The sequence below is a fragment of the Prevotella sp. TF12-30 genome (genome assembly GCF_003436715.1).
GTDB lineage: Bacteria > Bacteroidota > Bacteroidia > Bacteroidales > Bacteroidaceae > Prevotella > Prevotella copri_A.
In genome coordinates, this window is the sequence record NZ_QSQJ01000010.1 from 62,842 (window position 1) to 78,386 (window position 15,545).

A 15,545-nucleotide genomic window follows, 5' to 3' on the forward strand; every position below is an offset into this window, starting at 1 on the left:
TCATTTTTATCCTATCCCCTTTTTATTCTCCTATCTATGTAAATAATATTCAAGAAAGAGTAAAACAAGAAGAATCACCCATAAAATGGGGAAAGAAGGGATTGAAAATTTTCCCTTAAGGATATTTGTATTTTTCCTTAAGGGAAAATATTTTTTTCCTTAAGGGAAATAAATTCTTCTCTTAAGAGATATTCTCACTATGTTTTAATCTGTAAAGTTATTTATAAACGCTGATATTGCCTTGGTTTGATGAACAAAATGCAGAAAGTCCCTCATAAAAGTGTATGGATAGCTCGAAAAGTCCCTCATAAAAATGCGATAGATTTTGCTATTTTATTGTTTTTCAGTCTTTTGCGGCAAGAATACAATAATAATACCATGAATATATTAAGGAGATGGTGTCGCATCGTAACCTTTTAGATGGCTTTTCTGTCTAATAACTAGACAGCAGTGTCAAGTATTTAGACAGGTCGTTTTATGGACATTCTTTCTATATGTTTTGATAATCAGTTATTTATGTTTTTGGCATAGTCGTTGCCTTGCTATTTTGCAATAAATAAGAATAGTAACAACATAAAGAATAATAAGACAATGAAAAGACTTGCGTTAGTAGCATCCTTCTGTGGCATTACCATAACACAGATGATGGCACAGAGCATCAATGGTGAACAGATTTCCGACACGACCCTATTTGATAAGTTCTCCAAAGAACTTGGCGAAGTGGTGGTGAAAGCTCATCTTCCTCAATATAAGAAGACCCACGAAGGACTGCTGACCAACGTGGCAGGAACCGTGCTTAGCAAGATGGGTACGGCAGAAGATGTATTGAAGCATGTGCCGAGTATCGTGAAGAAGAAAGATGGATATGAGGTGGTCGGCAAGGGTACACCTATTATATATATCAACGGCAGGAAGATGCAAGACATCAGTGAGTTGGATAACATTAAATCTTCTGACATCAAGAGTGTGGAAGTCATCCAGAATCCAGGAGCTACCTACGATGCTTCGGTAAATGCAGTAATCAAAATCAAGACCATCAAGAAGAAAGGAGAAGGTATCGGCTTTGATACTCGCTCTGTGTATTGGTACAATAAGCATGACAATACCATCCAACAGGTTAACATGAACTATCGCCATAATGGACTGAATCTCTTTGCCACTTATAAGTTCTCTGATGCAACATGGATGCAAAAGGCCACCTACGAGCAGACTGTACATGTAGATACACTTTGGCAACAGCATAACAACAACGAAGTAACAGGTCGTATAGAATCGCATCGTCTTATCAGTGGTTTTAGCTATGATTTCAATGCCAATCATTCCATTGGTGCGAGATACACCTTGACCTCGCCAGGCTATTCTCGCTCAAAAGATTTTTTCGATAGTCAGGTGACTGCCGACGGTAAGTTTTACGACTATATCAAAACCGATGGTCTGACGGTCGACAAGAACAACCCTAGCCATCAATTAAATGCCTACTACAACGGCATTTGGGGCAAGACCACTATTGATCTGAATACCGACCTCTATTTCAGTACAAACAGGGCTTATGCCTATAGCGATGAACAGAGCCAGGAGCACGATTCTCGTAACATCAACTCCAAGAATCGTGTGAGCAATAAGATGGTAGCTACCAAACTCGTAATTACCTCTCCTCTCTTAGGCGGTAATCTCTCCTATGGAGCTGAGTATATCAATACTCATCGTAACGATGACTACGAAGTGAATCGCACTGACCTCCTCGCCAACTCTTATAGCAAGTTGGAGGAGCAGACGACAAGTCCATTCATCCAATATGCACGCCTCACCCCGATAGGAAACATCACGGCAGGATTGCGATACGAGTATGTAAGATTCAAGTATTATGATGCAGGCATCTACCAGCCCGAGCAGAGTCGCTCCTTCCGCAACCTCTTTCCTACCATCAGCTATGGTGCGAAGATAGGCAAGGTAATGGCACAGTTGAGCTATTCGGTAAAGACCTCTCGTCCTTCATATAGTCAACTGAGCAATAATGTATCTTATATGAATCGATTTACTCGCCAGACAGGAAATCCTTATCTCGACAACGAAACCAATCATAGAGTGGAATTATCGGGTGTATGGAAGTTCATCCAGTTTATGGCCAACTACAAGGACTCTCGCAATGCCATCATCTATTGGGCGGAGCAAATTCCTGATAACGAAGCAATTACCATGATAAGTCGTAAGAATGTGAAGAGCCTCAAGAGCATGACCGCCTACATTAGTGCCGCTCCAAAGATAGGCATTTGGGCGCCACAAATCAACTTGGGCATGCAGAAGCCCTGGTTCACCCTCCATACAGATGTGGCATCTTATTGCTTGAATCGTCCTATCTTCATGGGCAACTTCAACAATGCCTTCTCCTTGCCATGCGGTATCACTCTTAACGTGGATTATCGCTATCAGAGCAAGGGTAACACGATGAATGTATATCTTGCCAAAGAGCAGCATGTGCTGGATGTAAGCATCAGTAAGTCATTCCTAAAGGATGCCCTTACCTTGGAAATAAAAGGTAACGACCTGCTTTATAAATGTTGGGATGCCGACTTGCTCTATAACCAGAAGATGGAACTCTTGCAAGTGTCTAAGCGAGGTACGAGAGATCTGCAACTCACCCTTCGCTATAAGTTCAATACCACACGTAGCAAGTACAAGGGAACTGGTGCCGGTAATGCGGAGCTGAATCGACTATAAATATCTTTTATTACTTTTATTCGAAAGTAGAGCCATTTAAGATTATTTTTTTGAGGTAGGTTTGCACTTTTAGGCAGGAATGTTTGGAGATAAAAAATAAAAGGTGTATATTTGCAGCGTGAAAGTCGTTTAAAGTTAATGTTTTTATATTTAAGATATGAAAGAGAACAATAAATTAAAAGTAGTTCATACTACCTGGGAGGAGTTTCTTAAGGAGCATCCTGTAAATGAGGTAGTTGATATGCCATCTTTGCCTAATGGCTATGTGGCAAGGGTTGTGACTGTCAATGCGGTAAAAGTTTGATATAAGTTAAGGATATAAGCTTATCGTTATCCATCGAAAGGAAAGATAGTCTTGGAGCCTTAATAGCACAAGGGCATTTGCTGATATTGTCGGCAAATGCCCTTGTTGGCTTATATTGCAAATTCTTTATTCCACTATTTTCGCATACTTCTTGAACAGCTCCGCTACGCATTCACTCTCCGTCATCTTGGTGGAGAAACCATAGGCTGCCATCACGGCTCGGTCGTTCTGTCGATGAGCTTGCAAAAACTCCTTCGGCATGAGCATCGGGTGTCGCTTTTTAGTCTCATACATGTTGTGCGCATCCAAGCCATGTGTACATTACTTTCCAATATGCCAAAGTGATAAAGGCTAGCTGCTGGAATTATTTGTACGCGGTCTGTAACGATTGTCCCTGCCTTTATGAATCCCATTGGTACATATTTTCGTCTTTTGGAAGAAACACGTTTGCGTTTAATTCAATACTGTTATACGAGCTTCTACTCTCGTTTGGGTAAATTCTTGAGGAACTTATTTCCTATGAATACATGCGGAAAGTCAGTGCCCGTTTCTACGTCAGTAAAACTTGCCGTTAAATAGGTTTTTGGTAGCGTGCTTATGCTTGACATGTTTGACAGAAGGTATGCAACATTATCGTTTTTTACCTTAAAGGTATGTTCGAAGGTACTATTTTCTCCTTTTAAGTCGAAAGACAACATGGTCCCATTTTGAGATATATGGTATGTTCCTTTCATCATTGGTATGTCATTGTACTTAAACTGCATGTTATTATAGCTAAAAACGTAACATATGCTATCTTCACTTGCAACCAAAGCGAATAAGCTATATGGAATTATATTGTGGTGGTTTCCTCCCTCTTCTTCAAAGTTCAACGTAAGAAATGGGAAAATCACATTTACCTCAATGCTACATGACTCGTTCGTGATTTTATCTCGTACGAAGATGTTAGTAGTGCCTATTTCCTTGCCGATAAGAGTGATTTTCTGTTTGTCATTCTGATCTGTAGAAATGTCCACCTTGTCGTTTCCTTCAACAACAATGTTTCCACTTCCGCCATTTATTATGAGATTTGTCGTATCACCCAAGGATACCTCTGCGTAATTATCTATAGTCAGAGGCTGATACTCATACTCATTTTCTTTATTGCTATTACATGCAAAGAAGCATAACGCAACTAAGATAACACCTAATACACGATATATTTTCATAATCCTTAATTCCGCAACACTATTGTAAATTAAACCTTTTAAGAGCCTGATCAACAAAAAGTTGTCCGGGGCTTTGCTATGTCAGAATTCTCACTTGTCTTAGTGTTGCGATAAGAAAACAAGCAAAACTCTGATATGACATGGCAAAGTTACAAATTAAATCTGAGAAACTCACTCTTTTTGGTGGAAAATTTTCGGGTCATGGAGCAATTTGACACCACATAGTCTTCTGTATTAACCCTTCTCATATCCCCTGCCTTCCCATCGCTTGGCGAAGGCAGCGGCAGCATTTTTCTGTTGTTTCTCTGTCATGTTTGTAAGTGAAGAGTGAAGAACGAAAAGTGAGGAATTCATTAGTTACTCTTGCGTTGTTTCTTCCTGTTGGCAAAGGTAATAACTTTTTCTTAAAACGCCAAGAGTGACAGCCAAAAATGTATCGGCTGCCGCTCTGTTATTTGCTTTTGACATTTGCTTGCTCAATTAATCTTTTTTTCTTTTTCCTCACTAAATGCCTTTATCTCATCAGTAAGGACTTTCTGTAATTTCTCTTTCGGTACTATCAGCTGATAGTCTGCCACTCCGATAGGTTTTCCCATATCTTCAAGTGCAAGTTCCACCTCTACACGGTCTTTTTCCGCACAAAGTATGATTCCTATGGAACGGTTCTCGTTTGCACCACGTTCAAGACGGTCAAGCAGAGACAGATAATAGTTCATCTTGCCTGCATACTCTGGTTTGAAAGCCCCTATTTTTAAGTCAACAGCAACAAGGCAGCGCAGTCCACGATGGAAAAACAGCATATCTACCTTGCTTTCTTTACCATTGTATTCCAATACATGCTGGTTGCCAATGAAAGTGAAGCCATTACCAAGTTCCATAAGGAAACGGGTGATAGCTTTTACAAGGCGGTCTTCAAGTTCAAGCTCCAAAATAGGACTTGTTACTCCCAAGAAACCAAGATTATAGCTGCTGTTAAACACTTCGTTGGCATACTGTGCTTGTTCGGCAGGAAGAGTGCGGTCGAAATTGTTATCTACTCGTGCCAATGCCTGTGTCTCATACATATTGAGTTTGATGGCATTGAGCAACAAGTCGCGATTCCAACCTTTGGAACGTGTCTCTTGTGCATAGAAAAGCATTGCTGCATCGTCATTGCCAACTTTCTGAAGAAGACGCAATATATGTCCCCAAGGCAAAAGTGCGACAGCTTGTCGCACTTTTATATCTGAGTGACAAAAGCGTTCGTAGAATTTCTTCATATCCCACAGATTTCGTGGTGAAACACCCATCTTTGGATAGCGTTCTTTCAGGTCTGCTGACAACCGTCTTACAACTCTGTCACCATACCCGCTTTCAATCTTGCGCTCATGAAGTATTTGACCAATCTCCCAATAAGCGGTAGAGACATAGCCATTGACATGTCGGGCTATTTCTGTCCGAGCATGCTCAATTACTGCGACAGCGTGTCGCAGTATCTCGGCATAATCGCTGTTCTCTATTGAGAACCTGTTGTCTTTATTGTCTGTTGTCATTTTATATGTTTATAAGCCTGTTTAATATTATTTGCCATATTAAGATGCGAATAAGTGCAGCTGTTTTATACACCATTCCAAGGATTACGGCTGCAAATATACACTTTTCCTACGAAATAACCAAGATAAAACTACAATTTTCCTATGAGGGGAAACAAAAAAGCAGCAAACCGCAAAGGGCTTGCTGCTCACGATAGGAGTGATTCCTATTTCTTTTATGGGTTGAGTTTTCTTTATATTCTTATCTCAATGGGTTTATACTTCCTTCAATACGGTTTCCAATCTTCCGATGAAGTCATCCACATTCTCCTTGGTCAATACCAGTGGAGGGAGGATACGGAGAATATTTGTTCCGGCGCAACCGGTGAAGCAGTGCTGCTCGTGGATGAGCTTGCTGCGAACTTCCTTGTGAGGTATATCGAGTACGGCTCCTACCATTAAGCCACGGCCACGAACCTCTGTGATATGGCTGTTGCGCTTCTGCAATTCTTTCAACTGGGCGATGAGATATTCACCAACCTCATGCGCATTCTCTACCAGATTCTCCTTCTCGAAAACATCAAGAACGGCGAGAGCGGCAGTACATGCCAAATGGTTGCCACCAAAGGTAGTACCCAACTGACCATATACAGGAGTAAACTCAGGAGAAATCAACACGCCACCCATAGGGAAGCCATTGCCGATACCCTTGGCTACGGTGATGAGATCAGGCTTGATGCCCAACCACTGGTGAGCGAAGAACTTACCGCTTCTGCCATAACCACACTGGATTTCATCGCAAATCAGGAAAGTGCCGTATTTCTTGCAGGCTGCCTGCAATCCCTGAGCAAACTCAGGAGTTACCATGTTGCAGCCACCTACGCCCTGGATCGCCTCGATGATACAAGCGCATACATCGCCCTTGGCAAGTTCCTTCTCCCAAGCCTCCAAATCGTTGATAGGAAGATAGGTTACGTGACCATTATCATTGATAGGAGCGATAATCTTTGGATTATTTGTCACCTCTACGGCAAGGGATGTTCTGCCGTGGAATGCTTTTTCTAAAGAGAGCACACGGGTTCTGCCGTTGGTGAATGAAGCCAGCTTCAAGGCATTCTCGTTTGCCTCGGCACCCGAGTTGATGAGGAAGAACTGATAATCTTCATAACCGCTAATTTTGCCCAAACGCTCAGCGAGTTTCACCTGCAACTTGTTGATGACAGAGTTGGAATAGAAACCCAGGTTGTTCAACTGGTTGGTGAGCATCTCTACATAGTGAGGATGGCAATGACCGATGCTGATAACGGCATGACCGCCATAGAGGTCGAGATATTCCTGCCCCTTGTCGTCCCATACCTTGCAGCCCTGTCCTTTTACAATATTAATATCGAAAAGAGGATATACGTCGTAAAGTTTCATGTTAAATCTATGTTTTAAGAAAGACAACTTATAGAGTTATCTTATTACAAACTATTTTTTATGATAGAAGAACGAATGATTTTTCATCCGTTCTTCCGAATTCTTTTATCTAAAATGCTGATGGCTTGAGTTTCAAACCTGCTGTCTGGTCGAGACCAAACATGATGTTCATGTTCTGAACAGCCTGACCTACTGCACCCTTCAAGAGGTTGTCGATGCAAGAAGTGATAAGGAGCTTATCGCCATACTTATCCACATGAACCAGGCACTTGTTAGTATTTACCACCTGCTTCAGGTCGATAGCCTTATCCACATAGTGGGTGAACTTGGCATCCTTGTAGAACTCCTTGTAACCAGCCACGATTTCCTCGATAGGCTTATCGGTCTTTACCACTTCTGTAGCGAAGATACCGCGGGCGAAGTCGCCTCGGTAAGGGATGAAGTCGATGGCAGCATCGAGATAACCCTGTGTCTGCTTCAGACTCTCACGAATCTCTGGCACGTGCTGATGGTTGAATGCCTTGTAGATGCTCATGTTGTTGTTGCGCCATGAGAAATGGGTAGTGGCGCCTGGCTTCTGACCAGCACCTGTGCTACCGGTAATGGCATTGACAGATACATCGCTGTTGATGAGACCCATCTTAGCAGCAGGCAACAAACCAAGTTGGATGCAAGTTGCAAAACAACCTGGGTTTGCCACGTGCTGAGCTACGGCTATTTTTGATTCATTTATTTCTGGAAGACCATATACAAAATCGTGAGCGGCTGGGGTTGGCTGCTGGGTAGCAACCACAGTCTCAGGGGCAAGACGGAAGTCCTGTGCCAGGTCGATAATCTTCACGTTCTCCGGAACATTGTGTTCCTTCAGGAACGCCTCGCTCTTGCCGTGACCGAAGCAGAAGAAGATGACATCCACCTGGTCGAAAGGCATCTCGGCGGTAAACTTCAAATCAGTCTCGCCATACAATCCCTCGTGAACCTCAGCCACCAGGTTGCCGGCGTTACTCTCGCTGTTGGCGAATACAATCTCTGCCTCAGGATGGTTGATAAGGAGGCGAATCAGCTCACCTCCTGTATAACCAGCTGCTCCTAAAATACCTACTTTTACCATATTATCTTTCCTCGTTAGGGTGCATACCATAATAAACACGGAGTGGGGTAGAGCTTACCTTGATGAAGCCCTTCGCATCCTCGGCTGTCCAACCGTGCTGCATCTCGCCATACTCACCGAGCTTAGACTTGGTCAAATCGTCTGGTGAATCAATTCCTACAGTCTGGAAACTGTATGGACGGAGCTTCAGGATGGCAGTACCGTTTACGTTGCGCTGAGAAGAAGTCAGCATAGCCTCGATATCCGGCATCACTGGCTCCAGGTACTGGCTCTCGTGGAGGAACATTCCGTACCAGTTGCCTACCTGGTCCTTCCAGTACTGCTGCCACTTGCTCAATGTGCTCTTCTCCAACAGGCGGTGAGCCTCGATGATGAGTTTAGGAGCTGCAGCCTCGAAAGCTACACGACCCTTGATACCGATGATGGTGTCACCCACGTTGCAGTCGCGACCGATGGCATAAGAAGCACCAATCTCCTCAATCTTCTGGATGGCTGCAATCTTATCATCAAACTTCTCGCCGTTGACAGCCACGATCTCACCCTTTTCGAAGGTAATCTTCAACTCAGCCTCTTCTTCCTTGGCAGTAACGTGCTTCAGGTAAGCCTCCTCAGGAAGACCCTGGGTTGGGTCGAGAATCTCACCACCGCAGATACTGGTTCCCCAGATGCCTACATTATAAGAATACTTCAACTTGGTGAAGTCTGCAAAGAAACCGTGCTCGTTCAAGTAGTCAACCTCCTCCTTACGAGAAAGCGCCTTGTCACGTGTCAATGTGATGATCTCTACACCAGGAGCCATCACCAGGAATGTCATGTCGAAACGAATCTGATCGTTGCCGGCACCTGTACTACCGTGAGCGATGGCGTCAGCACCAATCTCCTTGGCGTAACGTGCGATGGCGATAGCCTGGAAGATACGCTCAGAAGATACAGAGATAGGGTAGCAGTTGTTGCGGAGCACATTACCGAAAATCATGTATTTCAATGATTTCTCGTAATACTCGTGGGTAACGTCGAGAGTGACGTATGCCTTTGCACCCAACTTATATGCGTTCTCCTCGTTGGTCTTCAACTGCTCGGCAGAGAAACCACCCGTGTTAGCGCATGCTGCATAAACATCCCAGCCATCCTGGGTCAACTTCATTACTGTGTATGATGTATCGAGACCGCCGCTGAAAGCGACTACAACTTTTTTATTTGCCATTTTATTTTATGTTTAATATGTGGTGAATAATGTTTAGATGGCATTCTTGCCAACACCTTAAATTATATGTAAGGATTTAAATTTCTGCAGATGGACCGTCAATCTTGCGGATTCTCTCAATCACTTCCTGAGGAAGCTTGATAGGCAGATGTTCTTCTGGGTCGAAGAGCATGGCGGTGCAGATGCAGTATTTGCGGTTGGTACGATGGAGGACATCCACGTTGATGCAACCCTCGCAACCACGCCAGAATGACTCATCATCGGTCAAGTCGGCGAAGGTAACAGGAAGATAACCCAGCTGGGTGTTCATCTTCATGACAGCCGAACCGGATGTCAAAGAGAAAATCTTGGCATGAGGCCATCGCTGTCGGGCGAGCGTAAAGGTCAGGTTCTTGATGCGCTTTGCCAATCCCAAACCACGGAAGTCTGGGTGAACGATCAAACCTGAAGTGGTGACATAGTGCTTGTTGCCCCATGTTTCGATGTAGCTGAAACCTGCGAACTTCTCGCCCTGGAGAGCGATGACAGCCTTGGCTTCGCGCATCTTGGTGGCAACATACTCTGGTGAACGCTTGGCGATACCAGAACCACGCTTCTTTGCAGCTTCTGCAATTGTAGTCAGAATGGTGTCGATGTACTTGATGTGACTTTCGTCAGCCACCATTACTTTAACTTCTTCCATTTTCTCTTTATATTTTGAATGTTCTTATTTGTAATCTGTTGTTTTAATACCTATCAAAGATCAATTAATATCTATGATTGAGCTCCGGAATCACTTCCGACAAGATGTCGATGATTTCCTCTTCTGTAGTACCCTTCTTCTTGACCAGGAAGATGGTGTCATCTCCTGCGATGGTTCCAAGGATTTGAGGAATATCGCTGTTGTCGATGTTGTAGGCGATACTGCTCGCATATCCCGGACGTGTCTTGATAACTACCATGTTGCCTGAGAAATTGATGGATTGAAATCCTGTACTCAGTCCCATCTTGCTGATGGACATAGGGTGAGTGACACGTTTGTAGAGTGCATCATTGGGTAAGACGTATGCGTATTTTCCGCTGGATGAAGCAGCCTTGGCTACCTTGAGCAGCTTGAGGTCGCGGCTCAATGTGGCTTGCGTTATCTCAAATCCTTCTTTGTGCAAAGCTTGCAAGAGTTGTTCCTGCGAACTTAGCTCTTGGCTAGAGATAAGCATCTTTAATGCTTCTAATCTATTGTTCTTTACTTTCATACGCTGTATTTTTATTCGTTTGTGGTTGCAAAATTACAATAAATATATGAAAACGCCAAGAAAATACGTATAAAATTTGCATATTTACGATAATTTGTTGTAGAATGATAGGAATATACAAGAAATATGCAGTATAAATATGCATACAATGTGTCTGGGCTACTGTATCGAATAGCTTTGGCTTGTTTCCTGGTATTTCCTTAGGCATTATATATACGTTTGAAATCATTGTAAAAGTGGGTTGCAGGAATAAAAGAAGGATTTTTTGTTGATTCTTGCATCTTTTTTACTTAAAAACTTGCATTTATTATTTTTTTTGTTTATTTTTGCAGCAACTAATCTTTAAGCCGATGAATAAATTAACGCTAAACTTATTGATTTTACTAACCATACCCTGTATCCTCTATGGTCGTAACTTCAATGTGATGGATTTCGGTGCTCGAGGTAACGGAATCAGTGATGACGCAATCGCCATTCAGAAAGCTGTAGATGCTTGTACGAATGCCGGAGGGGGAGATGTGGTCTTTTCCGCCAATCATACTTTCCTTTCAGGACCCGTACAGTTGAAGTCGAATGTGAACATCGTTTTGGAAACCAATTCCGTCTGGAAAGCCAATCCTGATGAAAGTATCTATCATCTCAGCACCTTCGGTAAGAACGAGGGTGAGGGAATGATGTGGATATGGGCGAAGGATGTGGAGAATCTTTCGTTCTCTGGGCATGGTACGATTCATGGCAATGGTATCAAGTTTATGGGTGCTGAACTTTTTGATAGTTACGAACTCAAACCGGTCACTACTTTCGATCCCCGTCCGCATGTGCTTACCCTGATGGGAGTCAGGAATCTCAATATCCGTGATATTACCATTCGGGAAGGTGCTTACTGGACGGTGCATCTCATCGGTTGCGATGGGGCTGTGATTGATGGCATCAATCTGCTCAACAATCTCAAGATCCGTAATGGTGATGGCATTGATATCGATCATAGCAAGAATGTGCGCATTGCCAACTGTCATATCACCAGTGGCGATGACGCCATCTGCCTGAAAAACCGCCGTGAGTTTGAAGAATATGGTTCCTGTCACGACATCGTGGTAACGAATTGTGTGATGGAGAGTCGTAGCTGTACCGTGAAGATTGGCAGCGAGAATATGGATTCCATCTATAATGTGGTTATCGACAATTGCGTAATCAAAGGTAGCAACCGTGGTCTCGGTATTCAGAATCGTGATGAGGGAACCGTGAGCAATGTGGTTTTCTCTAACATCATTCTGGATTGCCAGCTATGGAGCGATGTATGGTGGGGCAAGGCAGAACCTATTTACGTTACTTCTTACCCTCGTGCCAATGGAAATCATAAGGATGCCAACTGGCGATTCCCTAAGGGTCAGACAGTAGGCAGATGTGGCGAGGTGAGCCATATCTACTTTAATAATATTTATGCCACTTCAGAAAACGGATGCTTTATCGGCGGAGATACCCGGGATAAAGTGAACAATATCTATCTCAACAATGTACATCTCAACTTGAAGAAACTGACAGGCTATGATGGCGGCGTGTATGATAAGCGCCCATGTCGTGGCGAGGGCTTTATATATAATAAGGTATATGGAGTCTATGTAGAAAATGCCAGGGATGTAGAGATTGATGATCTGAGAGTACAGGTTGGACCGAAAGTAAACTATGGAGGAAAAACTTTCGGTATAGATGACTAGAAAAACAATCTTTTCATAGAATTGAAACTAAAATCTTAAACAGGTGTAATAAGGTAGTGCTACCTTTGCATCCGATTATTAATAACAAAATCTAATAAGTTATGCAAATAGTACAAAAGACAAATGGAAGAAGCATGAAAAGAGTATTGCTTTCTTCCGCCCTTCTGCTGGTGAGCACATTCACATTTGCACAAAGTAAGGTTAGCGGCACCGTGAAAGATGCCAATGGCGAACCTCTCATAGGCGTAAGCGTCATGGAGGTTGGTACTAACAATGGTGCGGTTACCGATATGAATGGCAACTATACCTTGAATGTGAAGCCTGGTGCAAAGTTAAAGCTCACTTACATCGGTTTTACGTCAAAGACTATTAAGGCAAGTGGCAATAGTCAGATTGTGTTGGATGAAGATAACACTGCCCTCAACGAGGTGGTTGTGGTAGGTTATGGTACGATGCGTCGTAAGGATGTAACTTCTTCTATCACAACAGTGAATGCTAAGGATTTGAACAAGGGTGTTTATACAGACCCTGCCCAGATGCTTCAGGGTAAGGTGCCAGGATTGGTGGTAACTTCTTCTGGCGACCCTAGTGGTTCTACCAGTATGACTCTTCGTGGTGCTTCCTCTCTTCGAACCGGAGAGGCTATGCAGCCTTATTATGTGATAGATGGTATCCCGGGAGTGGATATTTCAATGGTGGCTCCTGACGATATCGAGAGCATTGATGTCCTCCGTGATGCCTCTGCTACAGCTATTTATGGTTCCAAAGCAGCCAATGGTGTGATTATGATTACCACCAAGAAAGGCAAGAACAATCAGGAGCGTGTGAACGTATCTTACTCTGGTTATGTAGGTTTCGACCATATTTCCAAGACTTTGGATATGGCTTCTGCCGATGATATTCGGGGCTATGTAAAGGCTAACAATTTGGATTATGCTTATGACTATGGAGCTTCTACCGATTGGCAGAAGGAGGTACTTCGTACAGGTATCAGCCATAACCACAACCTTTCCATCAATGGTGGCAGCAAGAAGACTACCTATATGACTTCCCTGAATTATAACAATCGTGAGGGTATCATCAAGGGAACTGATATGCATCGTATCAATTTCCGCTCTTTGGTAAGTTCTAAGGTTTTGAAAGACCATTTAGACCTTTCTGCAGGCTTGAATGCCATGTATGGTAAGCACGAGGGAGTGCCTATGAACAATGAGGGCGGTTCTGTACTGGATGCAATGAACTATTTTAACCCTACTACTCCTGTTAGAAATGAGGATGGCTCTTGGAGTAAGGGTGATGGTTCTAAAAACTATAACCCGCTATCCCTCATTGCAGAGGATTCTTCTGAGTTCGAGTGGAAACGTATGCAGTTTATCGCAAAGGCTACGGCTAATATTGTCAAGGGTTTGACTTGGAATGTCAACTATCAGTATAGCAATAAGCAGCGTACCTATAGTGCATACGATTCTCATAACACCCAGCTCAATGGTATCAGCGATTATCAGGGACGTGCCAACCGTAGCACATATCAAGGACATGATCAGACTTTCGAGACTTACATCAACTATGATGCTACTTTCAATAAGGTACATAAGTTGGGTTTGATGGCAGGTTACTCTTGGGAGGAGCGTGTTAACAATGATGGCTTTGGACTGACCGTTCATAATTTCTTCGATGATAAATTGGGATGGAATCAGTTGAAGTATGCTGGTACCATTGATGGCATGACTGCAGTGGAGAGCGGTACGAAGGAGACTGTTCGTAATATCTCTTTCTATGGTCGTCTGTCTTATTCATACAATAGCCGTTATATGTTGCAGGCTACCATTCGTCGCGATGGATCATCTGTGTTTGGTGATGGTCATCAGTGGGGATATTTCCCATCCGTATCAGGAGCTTGGAATGTCACTGAAGAAAAATTCATGGATGGCTTGAAGGATGCCTTGAAACTGTCTAACCTGAAACTTCGCGTGGGTTATGGTGTAAGTGGTAATGCTCTGGGATTTGGTGCATATACTGCTGTAGCTACCTATGGTGCGAATGGTTCTGTATCTACCATCAATGGTAAGAATTATGCTACATTGGTGGCTACCAAGTTAGCTAATCCGGATTTGAAGTGGGAGAAAACCAGTATGTTGAACATTGGTTTGGATTATGCCTTCTTTGATGGCCGTATCAATGGATCTATCGAGTATTACGACAAGAATACCAAGGATCTGATCTGGAATTATCCAGTATCTTCTTTCGTTTATCCTTATAGTACTATCGTAGCCAATGTGGGTGAAATCAGCAATCGTGGTATAGAGTTCTCTATCAATGCAATTCCTGTACGGAATCAGAATTTTACATGGACAACAACTCTGAACCTTTCTCATAATAAGAATAAGGTAAAGAAGTTGACTAATGAGAAGTATAGTACAGCAATCTTTACTCAGGGTGATCCTATGGTGGCTGGCGTGTCTGCCTATGGTTATACACAGCAGATTATGGAAGGTCAGCCTTTGGGTACGTTCTTCACCTACGAGTTTGCTGGTTACGACGAGGATGGTATTTCTGTATATTATAAGCATGATAAGGCTACAGGTGAGCGCAATGGCAAGACTACTAAGTCGCCAGCATTTGAAGACCGTACAATCACGGGTTGCGCACAGCCAAAGTTGAATGTGGGATGGAACAATAGTTTCAGTTATAAGAACTGGAGTGCTTCCTTCTTCTTTACTGGTGTGTTTGGCAATAAGATTTATAATGGTCTCCGAGCTCACTATACTGCACCAGACTTCTTTGCTGGTGGCAAGAATGTATTGAAGGAGTTTATTACCGACCGTCCGGCAACTGATACCAGTTCTAACATTCCATCAGATAAGTTCATAGAGAATGGCTCTTATGTTCGCTTGCAGAACTTGTCCTTGGGTTATACTTTCCGCAATTTGGACGGATGGTTGAACAGCCTTCAGTTGTATGTTAATGCCAATAACGTCTTCACTATTACAAGCTACAAGGGATTGGATCCAGAGGTTAATCTTGGTGGAATCGACCCTGGTGTGGATTATCGTTGGAGTAATTATCCACATACTCGTACGATTATGGTGGGTGCTAAAATCAATTTCTAACAACATTTAAATA

Annotated in this window: 12 protein-coding genes and 1 pseudogene; 4 read left to right on the forward strand and 9 right to left on the reverse strand. The window is 43.1% G+C overall.

Annotated features, from left to right (window positions below; all coding sequences use genetic code 11):
* Window positions 1-591 precede the first annotated feature (591 nt).
* Together DXD25_RS05860 and DXD25_RS16650 are read left to right on the forward strand one after the other, a co-directional pair.
* Window positions 592-2,718 (forward strand): outer membrane beta-barrel family protein, encoded by a 2,127-nt coding sequence (locus DXD25_RS05860; RefSeq protein WP_117662203.1) that lies wholly within the window; start codon window positions 592-594, stop codon window positions 2,716-2,718.
* Window positions 2,719-2,875: 157 nt separating this feature from the next.
* Window positions 2,876-3,022 (forward strand): hypothetical protein, encoded by a 147-nt coding sequence (locus DXD25_RS16650; protein WP_158556307.1) that lies wholly within the window; start codon window positions 2,876-2,878, stop codon window positions 3,020-3,022.
* 126 nt (window positions 3,023-3,148) lie between these two features.
* Here DXD25_RS16650 and DXD25_RS05865 read toward each other — a convergent pair whose 3' ends face one another.
* From DXD25_RS05865 to argR, 9 genes and pseudogenes are all read right to left on the reverse strand, one after another.
* Window positions 3,149-3,316, reverse strand: a complete 168-nt coding sequence (locus DXD25_RS05865) for a type IIL restriction-modification enzyme MmeI (RefSeq protein WP_233522207.1) — start codon at window positions 3,314-3,316, stop codon at window positions 3,149-3,151.
* Between the two features lie 26 nt (window positions 3,317-3,342).
* Window positions 3,343-3,435: pseudogene (locus tag DXD25_RS17520) on the reverse strand (hypothetical protein); the annotation flags it as partial.
* A 66-nt stretch (window positions 3,436-3,501) separates the two neighbouring features.
* Window positions 3,502-4,230 (reverse strand): hypothetical protein, encoded by a 729-nt coding sequence (locus DXD25_RS05870; RefSeq protein ID WP_147327867.1) that lies wholly within the window; start codon window positions 4,228-4,230, stop codon window positions 3,502-3,504.
* Between the two features lie 476 nt (window positions 4,231-4,706).
* Window positions 4,707-5,762: a YhcG family protein gene (locus tag DXD25_RS05875; RefSeq protein WP_117662205.1), complete on the reverse strand. Its 1,056-nt coding sequence runs from the start codon at window positions 5,760-5,762 to the stop codon at window positions 4,707-4,709.
* A 255-nt stretch (window positions 5,763-6,017) separates the two neighbouring features.
* Complete coding sequence (locus DXD25_RS05880) at window positions 6,018-7,160, reverse strand: aspartate aminotransferase family protein (protein WP_117662206.1); 1,143 nt, start codon at window positions 7,158-7,160, stop codon at window positions 6,018-6,020.
* A gap of 109 nt (window positions 7,161-7,269) precedes the next feature.
* Window positions 7,270-8,271, reverse strand: a complete 1,002-nt coding sequence (gene argC, locus DXD25_RS05885) for an N-acetyl-gamma-glutamyl-phosphate reductase (protein ID WP_117662207.1) — start codon at window positions 8,269-8,271, stop codon at window positions 7,270-7,272.
* A 1-nt stretch (window position 8,272) separates the two neighbouring features.
* Window positions 8,273-9,475, reverse strand: coding sequence for an argininosuccinate synthase (locus DXD25_RS05890; RefSeq protein ID WP_117662208.1), 1,203 nt, complete (start codon window positions 9,473-9,475; stop codon window positions 8,273-8,275).
* A 76-nt stretch (window positions 9,476-9,551) separates the two neighbouring features.
* On the reverse strand, window positions 9,552-10,157 hold the full coding sequence (locus DXD25_RS05895) for a GNAT family N-acetyltransferase (RefSeq protein ID WP_117662209.1): 606 nt from the start codon (window positions 10,155-10,157) through the stop codon (window positions 9,552-9,554).
* Window positions 10,158-10,221: 64 nt separating this feature from the next.
* Window positions 10,222-10,707, reverse strand: a complete 486-nt coding sequence (gene argR / locus DXD25_RS05900) for an arginine repressor (RefSeq protein ID WP_089544439.1) — start codon at window positions 10,705-10,707, stop codon at window positions 10,222-10,224.
* A 350-nt stretch (window positions 10,708-11,057) separates the two neighbouring features.
* Here argR and DXD25_RS05910 point away from each other — a divergent pair, with 350 nt between their 5' ends.
* Entirely contained in the window at window positions 11,058-12,422 is a 1,365-nt protein-coding gene (locus DXD25_RS05910) for a glycoside hydrolase family 28 protein (protein WP_117662211.1), read from the forward strand.
* Between the two features lie 134 nt (window positions 12,423-12,556).
* Window positions 12,557-15,532 carry a SusC/RagA family TonB-linked outer membrane protein gene (locus DXD25_RS05915; RefSeq protein ID WP_370453405.1) on the forward strand — a complete coding sequence of 992 codons (2,976 nt, stop codon included), beginning with the start codon at window positions 12,557-12,559 and terminating at the stop codon, window positions 15,530-15,532.
* Window positions 15,533-15,545 lie beyond the last annotated feature (13 nt).